The 19503-nt window shown below is 62.5% G+C and carries 19 protein-coding genes; 11 read left to right on the plus strand and 8 right to left on the minus strand.

Annotated features, from left to right (window positions below; translation table 11 throughout):
* Positions 1-141: 141 nt before the first annotated feature.
* The 6 genes from OCV66_RS07510 to OCV66_RS07535 all read right to left on the minus strand — a co-directional run bounded on the left by OCV66_RS07510 (position 142) and on the right by OCV66_RS07535 (position 8047).
* Positions 142-552 (minus strand): ATP-binding protein, encoded by a 411-nt coding sequence (locus tag OCV66_RS07510; protein ID WP_107631769.1) that lies wholly within the window; start codon positions 550-552, stop codon positions 142-144.
* A complete protein-coding gene (locus tag OCV66_RS07515) occupies positions 549-2024 on the minus strand; it encodes a PP2C family protein-serine/threonine phosphatase (RefSeq protein ID WP_054326456.1) in 1476 nt (491 codons plus the stop codon). Before OCV66_RS07515 ends, OCV66_RS07510 begins: the two co-directional genes overlap by 4 nt.
* 29 nt (positions 2025-2053) lie before the next feature.
* Positions 2054-6319, minus strand: coding sequence for a non-ribosomal peptide synthetase (locus OCV66_RS07520; protein ID WP_147574052.1), 4266 nt, complete (start codon positions 6317-6319; stop codon positions 2054-2056).
* Between the two features lie 94 nt (positions 6320-6413).
* On the minus strand, positions 6414-6719 hold the full coding sequence (locus tag OCV66_RS07525; protein ID WP_054326459.1) for an STAS domain-containing protein: 306 nt from the start codon (positions 6717-6719) through the stop codon (positions 6414-6416).
* A gap of 32 nt (positions 6720-6751) precedes the next feature.
* Complete coding sequence (locus OCV66_RS07530) at positions 6752-7198, minus strand: LytR/AlgR family response regulator transcription factor (RefSeq protein ID WP_054326460.1); 447 nt, start codon at positions 7196-7198, stop codon at positions 6752-6754.
* Positions 7199-7264: 66 nt separating this feature from the next.
* On the minus strand, positions 7265-8047 hold the full coding sequence (locus OCV66_RS07535) for a response regulator (RefSeq protein WP_054326461.1): 783 nt from the start codon (positions 8045-8047) through the stop codon (positions 7265-7267).
* Positions 8048-8198: 151 nt separating this feature from the next.
* Here OCV66_RS07535 and OCV66_RS07540 point away from each other — a divergent pair, with 151 nt between their 5' ends.
* Both OCV66_RS07540 and OCV66_RS07545 read left to right on the plus strand, forming a co-directional pair.
* Positions 8199-8912 (plus strand): LytR/AlgR family response regulator transcription factor, encoded by a 714-nt coding sequence (locus tag OCV66_RS07540; RefSeq protein WP_186949874.1) that lies wholly within the window; start codon positions 8199-8201, stop codon positions 8910-8912.
* A gap of 1 nt (position 8913) precedes the next feature.
* Complete coding sequence (locus OCV66_RS07545) at positions 8914-9657, plus strand: LytR/AlgR family response regulator transcription factor (RefSeq protein WP_147574053.1); 744 nt, start codon at positions 8914-8916, stop codon at positions 9655-9657.
* 66 nt (positions 9658-9723) lie between these two features.
* Here OCV66_RS07545 and OCV66_RS07550 read toward each other — a convergent pair whose 3' ends face one another.
* Together OCV66_RS07550 and OCV66_RS07555 are read right to left on the minus strand one after the other, a co-directional pair.
* Positions 9724-10209 carry a hypothetical protein gene (locus tag OCV66_RS07550; protein ID WP_054326464.1) on the minus strand — a complete coding sequence of 162 codons (486 nt, stop codon included), beginning with the start codon at positions 10207-10209 and terminating at the stop codon, positions 9724-9726.
* A 91-nt stretch (positions 10210-10300) separates the two neighbouring features.
* A complete protein-coding gene (locus OCV66_RS07555) occupies positions 10301-13333 on the minus strand; it encodes an eCIS core domain-containing protein (protein WP_262564133.1) in 3033 nt (1010 codons plus the stop codon).
* Positions 13334-13619: 286 nt separating this feature from the next.
* On the opposite strand from OCV66_RS07555, the gene OCV66_RS07560 reads away from it, so the two are divergent.
* The 9 genes from OCV66_RS07560 to OCV66_RS07600 all read left to right on the plus strand — a co-directional run bounded on the left by OCV66_RS07560 (position 13620) and on the right by OCV66_RS07600 (position 19471).
* Entirely contained in the window at positions 13620-13982 is a 363-nt protein-coding gene (locus OCV66_RS07560) for a response regulator (protein ID WP_107631776.1), read from the plus strand.
* 24 nt (positions 13983-14006) lie between these two features.
* The gene (locus tag OCV66_RS07565; RefSeq protein ID WP_054326470.1) at positions 14007-15053 is read left to right on the plus strand and encodes a hypothetical protein; all 1047 of its coding nucleotides are present in this window, start codon (positions 14007-14009) and stop codon (positions 15051-15053) included.
* Positions 15040-15459, plus strand: coding sequence for a hypothetical protein (locus OCV66_RS07570; protein ID WP_054326471.1), 420 nt, complete (start codon positions 15040-15042; stop codon positions 15457-15459). Before OCV66_RS07565 ends, OCV66_RS07570 begins: the two co-directional genes overlap by 14 nt.
* Entirely contained in the window at positions 15446-15841 is a 396-nt protein-coding gene (locus OCV66_RS07575) for a hypothetical protein (protein ID WP_107631778.1), read from the plus strand. The genes OCV66_RS07570 and OCV66_RS07575 overlap by 14 nt, the downstream gene beginning before the upstream one ends.
* Before the next feature lie 166 nt (positions 15842-16007).
* Complete coding sequence (locus OCV66_RS07580) at positions 16008-17780, plus strand: phage tail sheath subtilisin-like domain-containing protein (protein WP_147574055.1); 1773 nt, start codon at positions 16008-16010, stop codon at positions 17778-17780.
* A 35-nt stretch (positions 17781-17815) separates the two neighbouring features.
* Complete coding sequence (locus tag OCV66_RS07585) at positions 17816-18295, plus strand: phage tail protein (protein ID WP_054326473.1); 480 nt, start codon at positions 17816-17818, stop codon at positions 18293-18295.
* 125 nt (positions 18296-18420) lie between these two features.
* Positions 18421-18780, plus strand: a complete 360-nt coding sequence (locus tag OCV66_RS07590; protein ID WP_107631780.1) for a hypothetical protein — start codon at positions 18421-18423, stop codon at positions 18778-18780.
* A 5-nt stretch (positions 18781-18785) separates the two neighbouring features.
* Positions 18786-18965, plus strand: coding sequence for a DUF6760 family protein (locus OCV66_RS07595; protein WP_054326475.1), 180 nt, complete (start codon positions 18786-18788; stop codon positions 18963-18965).
* Positions 18966-18985: 20 nt separating this feature from the next.
* A complete protein-coding gene (locus OCV66_RS07600) occupies positions 18986-19471 on the plus strand; it encodes a phage tail protein (protein WP_147574056.1) in 486 nt (161 codons plus the stop codon).
* Positions 19472-19503 lie beyond the last annotated feature (32 nt).

The following is a 19503-nucleotide window of genomic DNA, read 5'->3' on the forward strand; positions in this document are numbered from 1 at the left end:
AAAAGCAGGATAAAGGAATACGCGGGGGACAGGCGCGCCGTATGCGTTCGGCTGGGAATAGCGGAATGCAGCGGCATATGCGGTCCATCCCCACATGGCGAGGCCTCCGCACGGTAAACCGGCGGAGGCTTCGCGGTAGTGCTATACGAGTTTTTGCAGGGTCAGGATGTTTTTTCCGTCCCTGTATTCATATTGGACGGTATCCATCAGCCGTTTGACCATGAAGATGCCCAGGCCGCCGATGCGGCGCTCCTCCGCGGGGAGGGTGGTGTCCGGCTCGTCGTTTTTCAGCGGGTCATAGGGTTTGCCGGAATCCAGAAATTCAATTGTGATCTGCGGCTGGCCCTGTGTGCTGACCTGGCAGCGGATGGTTGCGTCGCCCACGTCGGGCCGGTAGGCGTAGTGGGCGATGTTGACGAAAATTTCCTCTACCGCGATCGCAATCTGGTTGCAGATTTTGGTCGAACAATTGATCTGGTCAAGCTCGCCCTGTACAAATTCCAGCACCGTATCGAGCTGTTCGGTCAGTGCTGGTACGGTAATCGTTTTCATAGTGTCTCCTCCTTGGAATTGGACGGCATGTACTCACAGAACCGCAGCCCCAGCATGGTGATGTCATCCGCCTGCGGCGCGCCGGAGACGAACAGATCCACCTGGGATTTGGCGTAAGGCAGCAGCTGGTCGGGGACGAGCCCTTTCGCGGCGTCGGCGTTGAGCGCGGCCTCCAGCCGTTTTTCGCCGTACAGCTCAAGCGCGGCGTTGGTCGCCTCGGTCACACCGTCCGTATACAGGAACAGGCAGTCGCCCGGCTTCAGGGTGACCTGGAATTCCTTATAGCGCATGCCCTCCATGCCGGCGAGTACGAAGCCAGGGCGCAACCTGAGCCATTCAAAGCGGCCGCCCTCCTGCTGGATCAAGGGCGGGTTGTGGCCCGCGTTAGCATAGGTCAGCACGCCGGTGCGCAGGTCGAGGATGCCGAGATAGGCGGTGACGAACAGCCCCTCGCCGTTGTTTTCGCAAAGCTGCTCGTTGGCGCGGGTGAAGATCTCCGCCGGCGACAGGCTGGACTGCGCCTGGTTGCGGATGATGGTCTTGGCGATCACCATGAACAGCGCGGCCGGCACGCCCTTGCCCGACACATCCGCAATGACGATGGCAAGATGGGTCTGGTCGATCATAAAAAAGTCGTAAAAGTCGCCGCCGACCTCCTTGGCAGGATCCATAGTGGCGTAAACGTCAAACTCGTTCCGGTCCGGAAAGGCGGGGAAGATATTGGGCAGCATATCGCGCTGGATGTTGCTGGCAACGTTCAGCTCCGCCTCGGTCTTGAGCGCGCGGGAGGACCACAGCGCGGTGGAAAAGATCTCATAATACAGGATAACGAATACCGAGCAAATAATCAAATAAAAAATGATAAAATATACACGGGTATCCGGTAGGCCGGGCAGGATGCCGAGGGTGTTGGTCAGCCGGTTGACGATCGCAAACGCGACAAAGCAGTAGACTGGAATGGGTACATAGTTTTTCAGCTGCTTTCCCAGCACCGAGATGACCTGCTGCACGATCTTGCTGACAAAGCGGCGGTAGGCAAAGAACATCACCGTGAACCAGAACGCCTTGATGCAGAGGAAAATGCCGACCGTGCGCATATTGTACGGATTGGGGGTATTGTCGATAAAGCTAAGCGTGGTGCCGCAGAAGAAGAACGTGGTCACGTTGGCGATCAGTGCACCCATGACCGAGGTGAACACGCGTGCCGCGCGTTCGTCGGCATACAGCACCACCGCCGCTGCCGGCATGAGCACCAGCATGCTCAAAAAATTGATGTTGTCGTCCGTAATATTGATGGAGTAGCTGGCGACGCATGTGACAAGGTGCAGCGCCGCGAACAGGACCCAGCCGAGGAAGGTCTGTCCCGCGTTCCGGCGGCGGGTCAGCGTGCTGTTGGTGAGCAGAGCCGCCGCCCAAAAGGACAGATTGTTCGCCAGCGACCACAGCAGCGTCACGGAAAATTCAACTTGCATGGATGATTCCTCCTGTCATGGGGGGATTTTTACTGGAACGCGCCCAGTGTATCTAGTCCGGTCAGATATGCGGATAGGTATTCGTCCGAGATCTCGGGCCAGAGGAACCCCTCCTGCTCGAGCGCGCGGATGGAGAAGCCGCTTTCGCAGGGCGTTTCGATCAGATGGCGACCGCCGGTCACGCGGGTCAGGAAGCCGTCCAGCGCGCCGTTGAACGCAGGGTCCTCGGCGGCGTGCAGCATGAATTCGTCGAACTCCCTGTCGTCCACCGCGCGAACCGGATAGCCAAGCGCGGAAATGTGCGTGAGCAGTTTGCTGACCGGCAGGTCATTGCTGTCGAAGATATGGAACACGGTGTATTCCTCCGCGCTGCCCGCCAGACGGCAGATTGCGCGGGCGACCGCGTCCACCGGAGAGAAATTGATCCAGCTGCACGCCATGGACTGCGGGCAGAGTCCGGTGCGGACGATGGACTGCAGCAGCTTGGTAAAGCCGTTGGTGGCGCGGTTCATTTGGAACTCGCCGTCCGTGATGCGCCCCTGCAGGTTGCCCACGCGCATGATCTTGGCGCGCAGGCCGTTCGCGGTTTCGAGCAGGATGAGCTTTTCGGCCGTGAATTTGCTTTCCAGGTAGTCGTTGGACAGGTCTTGCCGCACCCACAGGCGTTGCTCGCTGAGGGATACGCCGATCTCGGCCATTTCACGCTCGATAAAGCCGCCCACGCTGAGCGTGGAGATGTGGATGAGCGCGGCGTCATGCTGTTTGCAGAACGCGATCACGTTGCGCACGCCGTCCACATTGGTCTGGCGGATGCGGTTGCCGACGCCGAAGTGGCTGACGTCCGCCGCGCAGTGGATGACCGTGTCGATCTTGACGCCGTCCGGCAGGCTGGCGATATTCTCGCGCATCAGGTCGCCGTCCACCGCGAACAGACGGTGGCCAAAGGCTTCGGCAAAGTTGTTTTCGAAATAGTAGAAAAGCGAGCCCTTGAGACGCTTTTCCGGCGTCAGGTTGTTTTTGGGGCGCACCATACAGTAGATCTTGTTATAGCCTGTAGTGAGCAGCTCGTACAGCACATGGATGCCGAGAAAGCCGGTCGCGCCGGTGAGCAGCACGGTGCCGAGCGGGTGCAGGCCTTTGCGGTAATTGCGGTTGCGGCAAAGCGCGTCGCGCAGGAGAGCTGCTTCCTGCTGGGTGCAGGGCAGGCTGCCCGCTTCCGAAAGGACAGGCTCGGGCAGGTCGCCGCCGTCTAGATCGCAGCACTGTACCAGATCGCGCACGGTGGGATGGTCAAACACCCGGCCGTATTCCAGCTCGAAGCCCTCATGCTTGGCCAGCAGCACGATCTGTGCCGCCTGCAGCGAGGTGCCGCCCAAATCGAAGAAGCTGTCGGTCGCGCCGATCTCTTCTTCGGGCAGGTTCAGCACCTGCGAAAAGATGCGGCACATGGTCCGCTCACGCGCGTTGCGCGGCGGGATGTAGGTGCGCTCCACATGGATCGCCTGATTGGCCAGCGCACGCTTGTCGATCTTGCCGTTTGAGGTATGCGGCAGATCGGGCAGATACACGAACAGGTCGGGTACCATGTAGCGTGTCAGGAAGCCGCCGGCGTATTGCTTCAGCTCGTCCACATCGCAGGGTTCGGCGGCGGAGTAGAAGCAGCAGAGGTGCTCCCGCCCGTCGATCGTGCGGACGAGCGCGGCGCACTGGCGGATGCAGGGGAAGGACTCGATGCAGCGCTCGACCTCCTTCAGCTCGATGCGCAGCCCGCGCAGCTTGACCTGTTCGTCGTTGCGGCCGCAGTAGGCGAGGCTGCCGTTGGGCAGGGCATAGCCATAGTCGCCGGTGAGGTATACCCGATCGTTGATCGGACCGTCGCGCAGCTCGATGAAGCGTTCCGCGGTCAGGTCGGGACGGCCGAGATAGCCGCGCGCCACGCCGTAGCCCGCCACGGCGATCTCGCCGGTTGCGCCGGGCGGTACGATGCGGCGGTCCTTATCCAGCAGGTAGATGCGCGCCCCGGCGATGGTCGAGCCGATGGTGATACGCTCCCGAATGCGGCCGACCGTCGCGCCGATGGTGATTTCGGTCGGGCCGTAGCCGTTATACAGGCGCGCGGGGGTGGCCCTGTGCAGCGCGTCCAGCAGGGGCTGGGTAAAGGCCTCGCCGGCCGCGAGCACGATATCCACGCTGCGCATGGCCTCGCGGAACGAGGGCTCCTCCAGATAGGCGAGCAGGCGGGAGGGCGTGCAGTGCAGGATGTTGGCGCCGTTCTCCGTTATGTACTGCGCGAGCGCATCCGGATTGTTCATCCCCTCCTCGTCCGCGAATACGACGGGTATGCCGTTGAGCAGGGTGGAGAACAGCTCGAACATGGAAATATCAAAGCAGACCGAGCCGACCGCCACGATGCCTTTGCCGTTCGCGCAGATATCGCGGTTGAATTCATTGTTGTCCGGCTGCATGAAGTTGACGATGCCGCGGTGCTCGATCATGACGCCCTTGGGCTTGCCGGTCGTACCCGAGGTATAGATGATATAGCACAGCCAGTCTTGGCCGACCGCGGGCAGCGGTGCGTCCGGCTGCTGCGGCGGGTCAAACAGCGGGCTGGGCGCAATAACCGGACAGCCGGCGCCCGTGATGTCCGCCTCCGTGACCAGCAGGCCGGCCTTACTGTCCGACAGGATAAAGCGGATGCGTTCTTCGGGATAGGAGCAGTCGATCGGCACATAGGCCGCGCCCGCCTTGAGAATACCCAGCAGCATCACGGGCAGCGCAGTGGTGCGCGGCAGCAGGAACGCCACATAGGACTGCGGCTGCACACCGGCGGCGATCAGGTTGCGCGCGACACGGTCAGAGGCCTCGTCCAGCTCGCGGAAGGTGTAGCTGGGGCCTTTGCCGGACAGGGCGCGCCGGTCCGGATGAAGCGCCGCCTGCGCGCGGAAGCGGGTGATGATGGTATCGTTCGGGTCAACCGGCAGCACTGGACCGGAGAGCAGCGCGCGCTGGCAGAATTTGTCCTCGTCGGTCAGCAGCTCGATGGAGCGGCAGGGCAGGGTGCAGTCCCCCATGCCTTGATCGAGAATGGCGCGCAGCATTTGCGCGATCTGTGTGATCTCATGCGGTGTGTAATAAGAGGCGCGGTAGTCGAGCCGGAATTGGTAATCGCCCATGCCGCTCCAGTCAAGGACGTGCAGGGTGAGCAGGTTGGTCATAGCGCCGCCGAAGTGCATCGCGCACCGCACGGGAAGCCCGTGCAGCGGCAGGGTAAAGTTTTGGTAGGATAGAGTAAAGTGCGACAGCGCGCCCGCCATGCCCGTGCGGGACAGGTCGCCCATGATTTCGGACAGGCCGTAGCCCTTGTGTGCCGCCGCCAGCCGGTTCTGCGCCTGCACCTCCTGACACAGCGCGGCAAAGCTGGCGTCCGGCGCGATATGCAGGCGCACTGGAACCGCGAGCGTGTACATGCCCGCGGCATTACGGTCTTCATCCGTGCCGCGGTTGAGGCGGGGGGTGATGATGACGACATCCTCCGTACCCAGCATGCGCGACAGATAGACCGCATACGCGGCGAAAAATATGCAGTATGGCGTAACGTTCTGCTGCGCGGCAAAGGCGCGCAACCGGTCGGAGCGTTCCTTCCCGACCGTGTGCGACGACCACACGAGCCGGTGGCCGGACTGGTCGGGCATGGGATGGGGCAGTCGGCCGGTCTCGGCCCCGCTGAGGTAATCCTGCCAGAAGCCGCGGTCTGCCAAGCGCTCCTCTTCCACATCCGCGCCGGCCGCCGCCGCGCGGGACAGGAAGGAGACGAACGGCTGGGGATCCTCGCCAGCGCAAATCGCCAGCAGGCGGCTGTACACAGCCGCCATGGCGTAACTGTCCGCCACAATATGGTGTACGCGCAGCAGCAGCGCGGTTTTGCCGGGCAGGGTGTAGATGACCGCGTTGAACAGCGCGCTGTCGTACAGGTCAAAGCAGTAGCGCGACTGCTCATTGAATACGGCGGTAAGCTCCTCCTCGCCGGAAAGTGGGATCACGCGGCAGGCGAAAGGCGTGTAGCCCGCGTCGTACTGTAGCGGCCCGTCCTTGCCGCGCGTCACGCGGAGGCGGAGGGTTTCGGTCGTCTGCACCAGGCGGTTGAGCGCGCGGTCAAGCTGCGCGGGGGCGGGGGCGTTGTCAAAGGTCAGCAGTACGGATTCGGTATACAGCGCCTTGTCCGGACAGCTTTCGCTTGCAAGCCAGATCTGATGCTGCGGTCGGGTCAATGGGATGCGGTTGTGGTGGATGTCCATAGATGCCAAATCTCCAATCTTTCGATACTCGGATAGCGGAACGGCTGTCCGTAGATGCAGACAGCCGCCAGTAAGCCCGACAGCATGCGTGCTGTCAGGCGGATTCAATTGTCAGGATATCGGAAAAGCCGGTCATATCGAACACCTCCATGATCTCGTCCGAAACATGGCGCAGGGTCATCGTCTGGCCGCCCGCGGCGACCGCCTTCTGTCCGGTGAGCAGGGAGCGCAGTCCAGCGCTGCTGACGTAGGCCAGCTCGGAAAAGTCCAGCAGGATGCTCTTGCCGGTCTTGATCTCACCGAGCAGGGTATCCTGGAAATCCGGAGCGGTGGTGGTGTCCAGGCGCCCATTCAGCTTGAGGACGGTCTGGCCGTTTTCGGTGCTTTTGCTGATGTTCATAATGATATAACTCCTTTTCCAAATGGTATCTGTCAGGGATGGGGGCGGCCTGCCCGCAGCCGGTAGGCGGCAAGCGCCCGTTGGATCAGCAGGTAATTTTGCTTGCTTACGGGGAGCGCTGCGCCGCCGGACAGGGTGATCCGGTACCGGCGCAGTCCGGCGACATAGGGCAGGTGTACCAGATAGCTCCGGTGGCAGCGCAGAAAATCGCAGCTGGAAAGCCGCTGCTCCAGCGCGGAAAGATGTCCCCTGCCGCAATAGGTGCTGCCGTCTGCGGTATGGATATGCAGCTCGTGGTCGAACACCTCCGCGTACACGATCTGTTCGACAGGAAGCACCTGCGCTTCACCGCAGCTGCGCAGCGTGATGGTGCGGGCTGCTTTCCGCGGGGATGGCCGCCCACCGCGCTGCCGGACAGGCGAGTTGGCATGCATGCACAACGGAACGGGCGAGCCGCGGACCGCGGCGGGGATATCCATGGCGTTTACCTCCTTTGTCAGTTTACAGTATACTCCGATAAGGACAACAAAAGGACAACGGGCCAATCACAGGCCTTCCATTTTGCCTACGGAAAATTCCGCCCAGCTATAGCTCGGCAGATAGTTGTGGCGGTAGCTGTTGACCGCCTGCGGCTCCCCATCGAGAAAGCGGTAGCTGTCGCAGTCGAACTCGTCGGCGCGGACAGAGATGCTGTTGTGGCTTTTGACCAGGATATGCTCGATGCCGGCCTGCCTGAGCGTGCTGCGCAGGTCGTGTACAATGGTCTGGAAATAGTTTTTGCGCGCGATATTGTAAACGCCGTCCTCCCACAGCAGGCTGCACGCCTCCCGTGTGGTCAGCCCCGCGCCGCGGCGGTCGATCAGGCAGGCGAACAGTTCCTTGGCCTTGGCGCGGCTGAATGCGAGGGGGGCGCCGTTCACCCATACCTCAAACCCGCCGAAGGTCTGCACCCGTATGGCATGCGGGGCGGGGATATCGCCGTATAAAAAGGTCAGTTCCCGCTTCAGCTCGTCTGTATCCACCGGCTTGAGCAGATAGCCGCTGGCGTGCAGGGCAAAGGCGGATACCGCATATTTTTCATAGCCGGTCACGAAAATGACGTGCAGGTCAGGCTGCAGGTCCTTGAGCTGCTTGGCCAGCGCCAGCCCGCTCACATCGCCCATCTCAATATCCAGAAAAGCGGCGTCGATCGGATGGGTTTGGGCATACGCCAGCGCCTGTGCAGGGGAAGAAAAGCAGGCGCAGCAGCAGTCGGGGGCGGCTTCCGCCAAAGTGAGACGGAGGTCGTCCAGACACAGGGGGTCGTCGTCGATCGCTAAAAAATTCATGTGCGTTTCTCCTTGGGCATGCCGTGCGGGCGCGGAACAAGAAAAAATTCCTGTTCACGACAGAAATCGCCACTTCGCGTGCAAACTGTGGTAAGATAAACCCAACAGGGGGAAAACCAAAAACAGCGGGGTTGAATGCGGCATGGGGAAAATGGTACGATTTGCCGTTTATACGAATGAAGAGAAGACCGCCCAAAGGGTCAGCGCGTTCCTGCGCGCCTGGGCGGAGGAAATCTGCGTCGAGCTGCAGCTCGCGATGGAAAGCGGGGCGCCCGCCGCCTTGGATGCGGACGGGTGCGCGCTGCTCCTGGTGGACAGCGCAGGGCTTGCCCGGCAGGATATTGCCTGCCTGCAGGCGGTGCGCGCGGCGTATCCGGACTGCGGCTTGGTGTTGCTGGCTGAGGACGACCGCACGGCGATCGACGTATACCAGTGCCATCCGAACGCGCTTGTGCCTAAGCCGGTTACCTACAGCGGACTGGACGCCGCGATGGAACGCTGCTTCAGCTTTTGGCAGAAAGGGCTGGGCTGGCTCGACCTTCCCGCGCAGCACAGGCGCGTGCATATCCCGCTGTATCAGTTGTTCTATGCCGAGGCGGCCGGACGCAGCAGCGTCCTCTACCGTGCCGGCGGAGCGCTACAGGTGAACTGCGCGCTGTCCGCGCTGGAGGAGTCGCTGCCACAGCCGCCCTTCCTGCGGGTGCAGAAAAGCTTTGTGGTGCATCTGGGGGCGGTCCGACGGGTGTCCGGCGGGGAGCTTATCATGTGCAACGACAGGGTGATATCGGTCGCGCGCGGCAGGCTCCGGCAGGTGCAGGAGGCGCTGGCCGTTTACCGGCGGGCGCGCGGCGCGGAGGAGGGATAACATGCGGATATCGGTCGCCATATGCGACGACCTGGAAGAAGAGCGCCTGCAGATGGCGCGTCTGCTGAAAAACTACGGCCGCCGCAAGGGCGTAGCGTGGGAGATCGAGCTGTTGGAAAGCGGCGCGGCATTCCTCGACCTGTTCCGGCCGGGCCGGTGGGACATCATCCTGATGGATATTTATATGGATGGTCCGGACGGGATGGAGGCCGCCCGCCGTCTGCGCGCGCAGGACAGCGAATGCGCCCTGCTGTTCGTCACCACCAGCGTGGAGCACGGTATCGCCAGCTATGAGCTGCAGGCTTCGGACTATCTGGTCAAGCCGGTGGCCCAGCGGGATCTGGACGCGGCGCTGGACTGGTGCCTACAGGAAAAGCGGGAATATTTCCGTACGATCAACGTGCGCTCGGAATGGGACGAAATAGAAATTTTGCTGCGGGATATTTTATACATAGAGATCAGGCGGCACACTTCGTTTATCCACACCGCCGGGCGCGTAGTCCAGACCCCGCGCGGCATGAACGCGCTGGAGGAGGAGATCGCAAGCGAAAGCTTTCTGCGCTGCCACAGGAGCTTTCTGGTCAACCAGCGACACATCTTGCGCATGGAAAAACGAGATTTTGTGATGGATAACGGCGACCTGGTGCCGATCGGCTCCTCGGACGCGGCGGCGACGCGCCGGAAATTCATGGACTGGCTGTTCCTGCGCAACTGGAAAAACGGCGGCGCGGCCGGTATGTTCTGAATGGGAAAGATAGAGGGGGAACGGTCCGGCAGGGCCGTTCCCTTTTTCATGCCTGCGTGCGCGCGGTCAGTCCATCGCGCATAGCGCTTCAAAGGTGGTGCCGGAGGCGAGCAGCAGCGCGTCCCCGTGGTACTCGGCGATCTGGCCAAGGATGAACGAAAACGCGTCCAGCGCCAGCGCCGCCGCCTGCCCGGGGGCGAGCGAACGCGGCACGGTCAGGCAGTAGCGGTGGTAGAGCTGTCTGTCATCCCGCAAAGCGAAAGCGCCGAGCAGAAGATCCTGATTCCACACGGCGATGGCTTTGGCGGTCTCGGCCGCGGCCTGCGGCTGCAGCTCGCCCACCAGCGTGGTGTAGAGCTGAATCACATCAAAGCCCTGCGGGCCTGTGATGAAGTGCAGCTCGGCAAATACCAGTTCGGTGCCGTCCTCCTGCAATGGGATCAGCATGTTGACGCCGGGATGTTCGTCCAGACGGCCGTCCGGCTGGACATCAAAGCCCTGCTCGCGCAGCAGCGCTTCGAGCGCATCCATGATCTGTTTGGATCGTTCCATAAGTCAGGTCCTTTCGGTATGAGGGTGGTGCTATTATAGCATGGTTTGCACGCAGGAGGGCGCGGTATCACGGGATAAGCGCCCCGCCTGCTTATTTTTTGGCCTTTTTGCGGTACCAGGGCGCAAGTTCCTCCTCGCGGACCGGCGCTTTCACGCCGTCCGGTGTGTTGTACCGCTTCACCTTAGCGGAAACAGACATCATATGCGGGTCATACTGCTCGGATGCGTCGGAGGGAGCCGCCTCCGGCGGCGCCTGTTCAGGGGCGGCGCTGCTTTCAGCCTGCTCCCGCGCCTGCCGGATCTCATCGATCGCGTGCGTTCCGCTGGTGATGCGGCGGCGCTTGTTGCTGGTGGAGAGCTGGGAGGCGTCCACTGGCTTCAGGTTGGCCTTGGCGGCTTGCAGCGCGTCCGCAGATACATTGGAATTGTGCGGCAGCGAAACCGAGCCGTCCTCACCGACAGAATCAGGGTTATTCATGAGCTGCTCCAGCATCTGACTGTCCGCCGCGGCCTCGGCGTTGCGTTTGGCGGTTGCCGCGCGGCCCTTTTGAGTTTTGGATTTCAGAAAGGCTAGCGGGTTTTGCACAATCAGCTTTGCCTTGCGCCAGCCGCTGAGCTGCTTGAAGTCCTCCTCTTCATTGACAAAGCTGTCGCGGGCGCGCTGATGCTTACGGCGCATGGAATACCATTTGTTCTTTATGTGATCGCCTGCACGCTTGTACCAGGGCTTATTGGCATTCGCGGTTGCACTGCCCTCGGGCGCGTTGGCGTCCGGACGCTCCTTGGTACCCGTGGCGTAGTCGTATTCATTGTTGAATTCCTTTTTCTTTTTGAACTCGTACCACTTGATACCGGCCAGCTTGCGCTGTTCGTCGCGCTGGTTCTGGTAAGCCTTATCCTCCTTGCGGGCTTCCTTGCGGGCGGCTTTTAACTGTTTTTTATTTTCCTTGCCGGCCTGCCTGGCTGCGCGCTGCTCGCGCAGCTCATTGAGCTGGGCTTCCTTTTCGGAGGTGTCGTGTCCGCCGTATTCATCGCCTACGCGGTGCGCGATGTCGTATTCCAGCCGGGCTTCTTTTTTCTTTTGAAACTCATACCACTTGATGCCCTTGTCCTTAATCAGATTCTTTTTCTCCTCCTTGCGGCGCTTGTTGGCCGCGCGGATGTTCTGCCGGTTCTCCTCAGACAGACTGTTAAAGTGTTCGAGTGCGGCTTTTTTTTGCTCCTTTTTTGCCAGTTTAGCCGCCTTTTTCTGCTTTTTTGCCTCGGCGGATGCCTGCTGCCGCTTGAGTTCAGCCTGAACGGTATGTTCCTTTTCAAACTGGTGTGCGTCGGCCGCGCCGATCTGCTCCTCCACGGAGCCGCCCCGCGCAAAGTCCGCGTTGACCTGTGCGGAAGCCGCATCGGTATCGAGCATCTCGCCCTTGGAATTGGTGCCGATCCCCATGATGTTAACGATTTTGCGGGCGCGCTGACCTTCCTCGTTATCTTGGGAGGATAGCTGGTTAAGGGCCGTCACATCATTTTGCGTTTTGTGCATGCCTGCAACCTTGTTGGTCGTCGCACCGCGCTCTCCCGAGGTGATCTGGTTGGCGATATGCTTGGCGCGGTGGCGGATCTCGTTCTTTTTCTTTTCCGGCAGGTCGTCGCGCATGCCGAGCTTTTTCTCCAGCGATGCGCGCAGCGACAGGTTATCCAGGTTCTTTTCGCGTGCTTCCTTACGCTTTTGATCCACATGGGCCTCCATCCCAGTGTTGACAACCGTCTTCACGGCAGAGCCACCCATCGCAGCAAGATTGCCGACGCCGGGAATCAGGCCGAGCCCGCCGTTGACGATGTCCATGCCGGCGTTCACGCCCTCCTGCACGCTTTCCGCCTTGCGGACCTTGGCGGCGTTGCGGGCGTTGGTCGCCATGCTGCGCAGCAGCTTATCGTTTTTGATCTTTTCCGCGTCGCCGGAAGCGGCGCGCTGCGAGGAATCCGAGGCGAGTATGCGGCCCGCCCGCTCGGCGGCCAGGCGGTCGCCGGTGGCCTCGTGGCCGTGGATTGTGGCCTTTGCCGCATTCGCCGTGCCGGCGATCATCTGGAAGTAGCTGCCGTGCGCTTCGAGCTGGCTGCCGACGGCCTCTTTTACCGCCTCGTTCTGGATGATCTGACCGGTCAGGTTTTTGGCTGTGCCGAGCGCGTCCGAACCCCAGGAGGCGACGCTGCTGGTAAGCGACGCTGCTTTTTCTGCTGTCCCTGCATTCTGGTCGGTGATGGTATCCTTGATATCCTTGGCCGTATCGACCGTGTTTTTCGTCGTGCCGATTATACTGCCGATCGCTGCGGCATGCCCCATAAAATCGCTGTCATTGACAGCACCCGCTTTTGCACCGAACCTGCCAAGCACATAGCTGCCGTTATCCCGCTGGGAGGCAAGGGTTTCCACGGTCGAGCTGAATTCGTTGAATTGGTCAGTCGCCGCGAGACCGGCATCCAGCGCGTTGCCACCCAGAGAGTCCCCCTCGATGTCGTTTGCGCCCAGCCGGCGGTCGGTCGCGGAGGGGCGGTTTTCAGGGCCGTAAACGACAGGATCCTGCCGTTTGCGCCTGCGCCGCGCCTGCACTGGTCCTGTGGCCCCTGCCGCAGCGACTGCGGCTGACGCACCGGGGCTTGCTGTGGCGCCAGGATAGATGCTCTGGCCCATGGCCGCCATCATGCCCTCGCGGTCGGCGCGGGCTTCGAGCGCATGGTTTTCCAGCAGGCCGGAGCCGCGCACCTCGCCACGCGCCTGGCTAACAACGTGGCTCAGCTCATGTCCGAGCAGCGCCTGCCCGCGCATGGAAACCAGGTCGAGCTGGCCGGGCGCAAAGGCGATGTGGCTGCCCTGCGCCAGCGCGTCCGCACCCGCATCCGCGACCGCCTGGCTCTCATACAGCTTGACGCCGGACAGGTCCGCGCCGAAAGCGCTCTCCATTTTGGACTGGATCGCCGCGGGCAGGTCAACCGGCCGTCCGGCATGCTCGACCGGAGACAGGTCGCTCATCCCGCGCAGGGGGGACTGCTGCGGCGCGTGGGCGGCCGCGGGGCGGCTGCGCGGCACGGTGCAAGCGGAAGGCTTGGCTTTCTTCTGATAGGTTTGCATAAACGTCACCCTTTTCTCGGTCGATGGGGTCTCATGCGGCGGTACTCCCGCCGCGTGGCATGGCACGGTGCGGGAACGGTCGAAACGTGCCGAACGGCGTATCATGCTATTGTCATTATAGCATAGCGGAATCTACGGGCGGTTTGCATGTTGTTACACTTTCGGGCCGTTTGTGCGCAATCGCTTAAAACCGGATTTCTTTTCAGGTACAATCAAAACAGCGGAGGCGGGAGCCTGCGCAAAACAGGTCAGGATATCAGACGACAACTGGTGGGGGCGTGCATCAATGAAGCTGGCGGTATGCACCGCACAGGCGGAGGAACAGGCCCGGCTGTGCGAATGGATCGAACAGTATTGCAGGCTGCGCAGCCTGCCAGCGGCCGTGGTGTGCATCAGCACGCCGCAGGAGCTGTCCCGACAGGCGCCTGGGGCAATACAGATCGCCTATATCGGTTTCGGCAGCAGTACGGGCTTTTTGGCCGCCCGCGCGCTGCAGGAACGCGACCGCGCCTGCCGTATCATCCTGATGGACGATACCACGCAGTATGCCATACAGGGGCTGCACCTGCATTTTGCGGATTTTATCCTGCGGCCGGTGGAGTTCCGCCACGTGGCGCGCAGCATGCGCCTGGCGCTGGAACGGTTTTGAGGAAAAGTACGGGGAGGGCTGGTCTTGCAGCACGCTTGGGTAAAACGCAGGCAGGCGCAGGCGGCCGTGCCGCCGGTTACGGAGAAAGACACGCGCCGCCAGCTCGCCTGGGCGGCGGGCAGCGAGTTTTTCTCCCACCGCGACCCGCTGTACCATATTACCGAAGACTTCCGGCAGACCTTTGACGAGATTGGCCGCCGCCACGCGGCGGCGCTGGCTGGGGAGAGCGCCGGCGGTTTTACCCGCACGGAGCAGGCCGCGCAGCCGCCGCAGTGGGCGGAACAGCAAACCGGACCAGTGCGGGACGCGCAGAAGCCCAACCCGACCAACGCTAAAGACCTGTATCAGATGCGCTGGTCGGATAACCAGGACATGGTGCGACGTTTTTCCGAAACGGCGTTCCAGCGCGGCACGCTGGCCGGCGCGGTGATGGCGGGGACGGGCAAGATGATGCTGGTTTCCTGCCTGAAGCGTACGGTCGGGCAGTCCCAGCCGGTCAGGGAGCAGCAGCGCCGCCTGTTCGAGGGCGGCTCGCAGCAGCGCGTCATCCCCGGACACGGGCCGGACAGCGTGGTGTTCAACCGCGGCTTTGCGGACAGCGCGGTCGGCTTGGTGGTCGATACGCTCGCGGACGCACGGCAGATGGTGGAATCCATGGCCGACCTCGCGGCCGGAAAAAGCGATATGGGCGCGGGCGGCGGCGCACAGGCGCTGCGCAGGATGTACCCGTTCCTGGACGACAGCCGCGAACGCGCGCTGGCAGGGCAGTACAGCGCCCGCCTGCGCGAGAGCGGCGACGACGGGGAGCGGCAGTTATTGCAAAACGCCTATGTGCGCGTGCAGGCGATGATCGGCAAAAAAGCACAGATGCGCAACGAATTTATCAACAAGCTGCGGCTGATCGCGGACCGCGCGACCGAAGCCCTTACCTTATTTGAAGCCCCCAGCTTTACCGACGAGTTGGTACAGGCGGTCGAACAGGCCGAAACGCCGCCCGAGCCACCGGATCAGCCGAACGGCAGCGCGCCCAGGCCACCGCAGGACGGGGAGGACGGCCATGCAGCAGAATGAACAGAACGCCGCCAGAACGTCGGCGCACCATTCCCAGCAGGTGCGGGAGGACAAGCAGCGCCGCCGCGCGGCGCAAAGCGAACAGCAGACTCTGCGAATCGCGCTGGAGGCCGTGCAGGCAGGCGTGCCGCTGACGCGCCTGCCCGCCGCGATGGTGCTGGCGCTCTCCGCACAGATGGGCAACAGCGCTCTGCTCGCCCTGCTGGCGGGACAGGACAGACGGATCGAGCCGGTCACGGCGCTACCGCCGCCCGACGCGGTGCGGACAGCGCCCAAGGATATCAAAACGGCGCCCGCCGCGGCGTCCGCTCCACCCGACTGGGCGGCGCTGCCCGCGGTGCAGGCCGCACCGGCCGCGCCCGACGGGCTGGCCGGACAGGGAGGTGTCTCCTTTGCAGGAGGATGAATGCCGCAGGCTGCTGGAAGCGCTGCTGCGCGACAGCGGCGTGCCGTGGGAGCAGAGCGGCGTATGGACGCGCTTCCGTTTTCGCGAGGGCGTGATGGTGTGGGAGCTTGCCTGCCGGTGCAGGCGGGGCGAGGTGTTGATCTACAGCCGTTATCCTATGGCCGCGCGCGAATGGGCGGCGGCGCTCGAAGCCTGTGGCGAAGCGAACGGCGCGCTGACGCGCGGCGCGATGTTCCTGCAGGGTGAAACACCGGTTTTCCGCATCCGCGCCGACTTGGGCGACCCTTACAGCGCGCGCGAGCGGCTGGCAGAGGCGCTCGAATACAGCGCGGCGGTGATGGCGCGCTATTGGGGCGCGTTCCAGAACGCCTGCCGCGGCTGACCGTTTTTTGTGCGGGATCGGGTTTGAGAAATAAACCGGGCGACCCGAGGCCTGGTTTATTTCTCAAACGTCCGCGAAAATAATAGAAGCAGACCCAGTACAATTTAGAAAGGAGGGGAGCTTCACGACCGGCCCCCAGCCAACTACAATGGCGTGAAGCAAAAACATGGCAGAATATTTATCCCCAGGTGTGTATGTGGAGGAGTATGACTCGGGTGCGACCCCGATGCAGGGCGTCAGCACCAGCACGGCGGGTTTTGTCGGCCTGGCGGAGCGCGGCCCTACGATCGGCCAGCCGCAGCTGGTTACCAGCTTTGCCGACTACACGCGCATATACGGCGGCTATCTGAGCAAGGCGGGCTATGGCGACGCACGCTATCTGCCTTATGCGGTCGAGCAGTTCTTCATGAACGGCGGCGCGCGCGCCTACATCATGCGCGCCGTGCCGGGCGACGCAAAAGCTGCTGCCCTGACGACCGGCGCGCTGCGCATCACTGCGGCTAACCCGGGCGCCTGGGCGGAAAAGATGCGCGTGACTGTCGCGGCCTCCAGCAAGGCCAAGACCCAGGTGCTCGCGGCGAGCGGTGCGGACCTGACGCTCAAGAACGCGGACGGGTTCAATACCGGAGACGTGGTCGAACTGTTCGACGGCAAGACCGCCGCCTACGCGACCATCAAGAGCGTGCTCGACAGGGTCGTCACCCTGGACGCGCCTTGCGCGCTGGCCGTGGCGGATACCAAGGTCGGCACGGACAAGTACATCCGTACCTGCGAAATCACCATCACCGCCCGCCTGGACGATACGGTGGAGGTCTTTGAAAACCTGTCCCTCAAGCCCGAGGCGCTTAACTATGCGCCGGTCAAGACCGCCAAGAGCGACCTGATCCGCGTGGAGATCGTGCCGGTCAAGGCGGCGGCGCCCGCGCCGGCGGCCAAGGAAGAGGGCAAGGAGAAAAAGGAAGCGTCCGCAGTGCCAGCCAAGGCGGCCGGCATCACGCCGTATGAGCTATGCGGCGGCGCGGGGGACGAAATGGTGCTGACCCTACAGGGCGGCAGCGACGGATCGGTACAGAGCGTCACACCGGACGCGTACATCGGTGCGGACGACGGCCCGGGCCGCCGCACCGGCCTGCAGGCGTTCCAGGAGAACGGCGTGGTATCCGTGCTGGCGATCCCCGGCGTGACCGCGCCCGAGGTACAGGCGGCGCTGATCAGCTTCTGCGAGAACCGCAAGAGCTGCTTTGCCATCCTCGACGTGCCGATGGACCTGAAAAAGACGAACGACGTGGCTACCTTCCGCGATATGTACGACTCGACCTACGCAGCGATGTACCATCCATGGCTGCAGATGTTTGACGCGGGCGCCAAACGCGCGGATTACTTCCCGCCCTCCGGCGCGATGGCAGGCGTCTACGCCCGCAGCGACAACAGCCGCGGCGTGCATAAGGCCCCTGCGAACGAGGTCGTCCGCGGCTGCACTGGCCTGTCCTGCAATTACAACGTGGGTGAGCAGGATATCCTCAATCCGATCGGTGTCAACCTGATCCGCGCGCTGCCCGGCCAGGGCATCCGCGTATGGGGGGCGCGCACGATCAGCTCGAACGGGCTGTGGAAGTACCTCAACGTGCGCCGCCTGTTCATCTTCATCGAGGAGTCGATCAAGGCGAACACCAACTGGGTGGTATTCGAGCCCAACAGCGAAACGCTGTGGAGCCGCGTGACCCGCACGATCGAGACCTTCCTTGCGACCTGCTGGCGCGACGGCGCGCTGGCCGGCTCCAGTCCGGAGCAGGCGTTCTTCGTAGAGTGCGGCCCGACAACCATGACGCAGGATGATATCGACAACGGCCGCCTGATCTGCCAGATCGGTATCGCGCCGGTCAAGCCCGCTGAATTCGTGATCTTCCGCATCACGCAGAAGACCGCGACCGGCGAATAAATAAAGCCCACTGTTGGCAGAAAGGACGAACATAAATGGCAATCAACTATCCATATAGAGTATTCCGATACCAGGTCGAGATCGACGGCATCAGCCGCGCGGGCTTTTCCGAGGTTTCGGGCATGAGCTCCTCGGTCGATGCGGTCGAATACCGCGAGGGCGACGACCTGCGCAACACCCCGCGCAAGCTCGCGGGCCTGACCAAGTTCGGCAACGTCACCCTGCGCTGGGGCGTGTCCGACGATTCCGACTTCCTCGACTGGGTATACGCGGTCGCGCCGACCAACACCGCGCCCCCGACCGGCATGATACGCCACAACGTGACTATCACTCTGATCGACGACGCGGGCAACCCCGGCCCGTCCTGGAACCTGATCAACGCGTGGCCGGTGGGCTACACCGTGCCCGACCTGAACGGCATGGGCGGCGAGGTCGCCATCCAGTCGCTCGAGTTGTGCCATGAGGGCCTCGAGCACACGCCGGGCGGCGTAGCGGGCGAGCCCTCCACGATCTGATAGCAGCGCTCTGTTTTCGGCCTGCGCCCCGGCTTTCCGCCGGGGCGGCCGGAAGCGCACGGGAGGCCGCTTCCCGTCAAGCGCCCGTGCACTTCCGACCCCTTTGAAGCGAAAGGAGAAGCTACATGGAGACTGAATTTGAGTTTGAACTGCCGCGCGGCTATGTGGACCAGAACGGCGACGTACACCGGCGCGGCACCATGCGCCTGGCGACTGCGGCGGACGAGATCCTGCCCCTGCGCGACCCACGCGTGCAGCAGAATTCCGGCTACCTAACCATCATCCTGCTCTCGCGCGTCATCACGCGGCTGGGTACGCTCAGCAGCATCAACACGCGGGTGATCGAGAACCTGTTCACCATGGATCTCGCCTATCTGCAGGATCTGTACCAGCGCATCAATATGTCCGAGCTGCCGGTTTACAAGGTGACCTGCCCGCACTGCAACCAAGCGGTTGAGGTGCCGCTGGATTTTTTGTTGAGCTAGGACTGGTGCTGTACCCGCAGGAGCGCATATATCAGGAGATGACGTTCCTGTCGTACTACCTGCACTGGTCCCGAGACGAGGTCATGCGCCTGAACCATCTGGAACGCCGCCGGTGGTGCAGGGAGGTCTCGGCTGTGAACAAAAAGCTCAGTAATACCGAGCAGAATACCTTTGAATTCCGCTGAAAGCAGGGAGGGAAAGCAAGATGGGCATCACCTATCAAGAACCCTTTAAGGCTTTCCGCTTCCTGGTGGAGGTGGAGAGCGGCGGCGTGGCCGTGGCGGCGTTCACGCATTTTTCCGGCGTGAAAATGACGGTTGACACCGTGCAGGCGCGCTCGGGTAACGACAACCGTGGCGTGCAGGACTATATCCCTGTGCTGACGCGCTTTGAGCCGGTCACGCTGACCAAGGGCGTGGTGGGGGATAACGACTTTCTGGACTGGCTTTTCTCCGCGGCCGCAGGGCCGGAGGCAGGGCCGAAGGGCGCGGGGCTGCGGCGCACGCTCAACATCGTGGCGCTGGACGACAAGGGCAACCGCGGCGTGACCTGGTCGCTCAGGGACGCGCTGCCCATCGGCTACGAGCTGACGCCGATGGACGGCGGGCGCAGCGAGGTGCTTTCGGAAAGCCTTACCTTTGCCATCACCGGCATGGAGCGCATCACGCACGAGCCACCCCAGTCGGGATGATATGACCAAACCGCCCAGCAAGGAGGTGTACT

Source organism: Agathobaculum ammoniilyticum (genome assembly GCF_025567315.1).
Classification (GTDB): Bacteria; Bacillota; Clostridia; order Oscillospirales; family Butyricicoccaceae; genus Agathobaculum; species Agathobaculum ammoniilyticum.

What these genes read in the sequence shown, in the direction of transcription:
- OCV66_RS07515 (WP_054326456.1), bottom strand. Translation starts at nt 2,024, where the DNA reads ATGCAAGTTGAATTTTCCGTGACGCTGCTGTGGTCGCTGGCGAACAAT.
- OCV66_RS07590 (WP_107631780.1), top strand. Translation starts at nt 18,421, where the DNA reads ATGGAGACTGAATTTGAGTTTGAACTGCCGCGCGGCTATGTGGACCAG.
- OCV66_RS07550 (WP_054326464.1), bottom strand. Translation starts at nt 10,209, where the DNA reads ATGGAACGATCCAAACAGATCATGGATGCGCTCGAAGCGCTGCTGCGC.
- OCV66_RS07600 (WP_147574056.1), top strand. Translation starts at nt 18,986, where the DNA reads ATGGGCATCACCTATCAAGAACCCTTTAAGGCTTTCCGCTTCCTGGTG.
- OCV66_RS07510 (WP_107631769.1), bottom strand. Translation starts at nt 552, where the DNA reads ATGAAAACGATTACCGTACCAGCACTGACCGAACAGCTCGATACGGTG.
- OCV66_RS07535 (WP_054326461.1), bottom strand. Translation starts at nt 8,047, where the DNA reads ATGAATTTTTTAGCGATCGACGACGACCCCCTGTGTCTGGACGACCTC.
- OCV66_RS07570 (WP_054326471.1), top strand. Translation starts at nt 15,040, where the DNA reads ATGCAGCAGAATGAACAGAACGCCGCCAGAACGTCGGCGCACCATTCC.
- OCV66_RS07560 (WP_107631776.1), top strand. Translation starts at nt 13,620, where the DNA reads ATGAAGCTGGCGGTATGCACCGCACAGGCGGAGGAACAGGCCCGGCTG.
- OCV66_RS07555 (WP_262564133.1), bottom strand. Translation starts at nt 13,333, where the DNA reads ATGCAAACCTATCAGAAGAAAGCCAAGCCTTCCGCTTGCACCGTGCCG.
- OCV66_RS07520 (WP_147574052.1), bottom strand. Translation starts at nt 6,319, where the DNA reads ATGGACATCCACCACAACCGCATCCCATTGACCCGACCGCAGCATCAG.
- OCV66_RS07580 (WP_147574055.1), top strand. Translation starts at nt 16,008, where the DNA reads ATGGCAGAATATTTATCCCCAGGTGTGTATGTGGAGGAGTATGACTCG.
- OCV66_RS07525 (WP_054326459.1), bottom strand. Translation starts at nt 6,719, where the DNA reads ATGAACATCAGCAAAAGCACCGAAAACGGCCAGACCGTCCTCAAGCTG.
- OCV66_RS07530 (WP_054326460.1), bottom strand. Translation starts at nt 7,198, where the DNA reads ATGGATATCCCCGCCGCGGTCCGCGGCTCGCCCGTTCCGTTGTGCATG.
- OCV66_RS07540 (WP_186949874.1), top strand. Translation starts at nt 8,199, where the DNA reads ATGGTACGATTTGCCGTTTATACGAATGAAGAGAAGACCGCCCAAAGG.
- OCV66_RS07585 (WP_054326473.1), top strand. Translation starts at nt 17,816, where the DNA reads ATGGCAATCAACTATCCATATAGAGTATTCCGATACCAGGTCGAGATC.
- OCV66_RS07545 (WP_147574053.1), top strand. Translation starts at nt 8,914, where the DNA reads ATGCGGATATCGGTCGCCATATGCGACGACCTGGAAGAAGAGCGCCTG.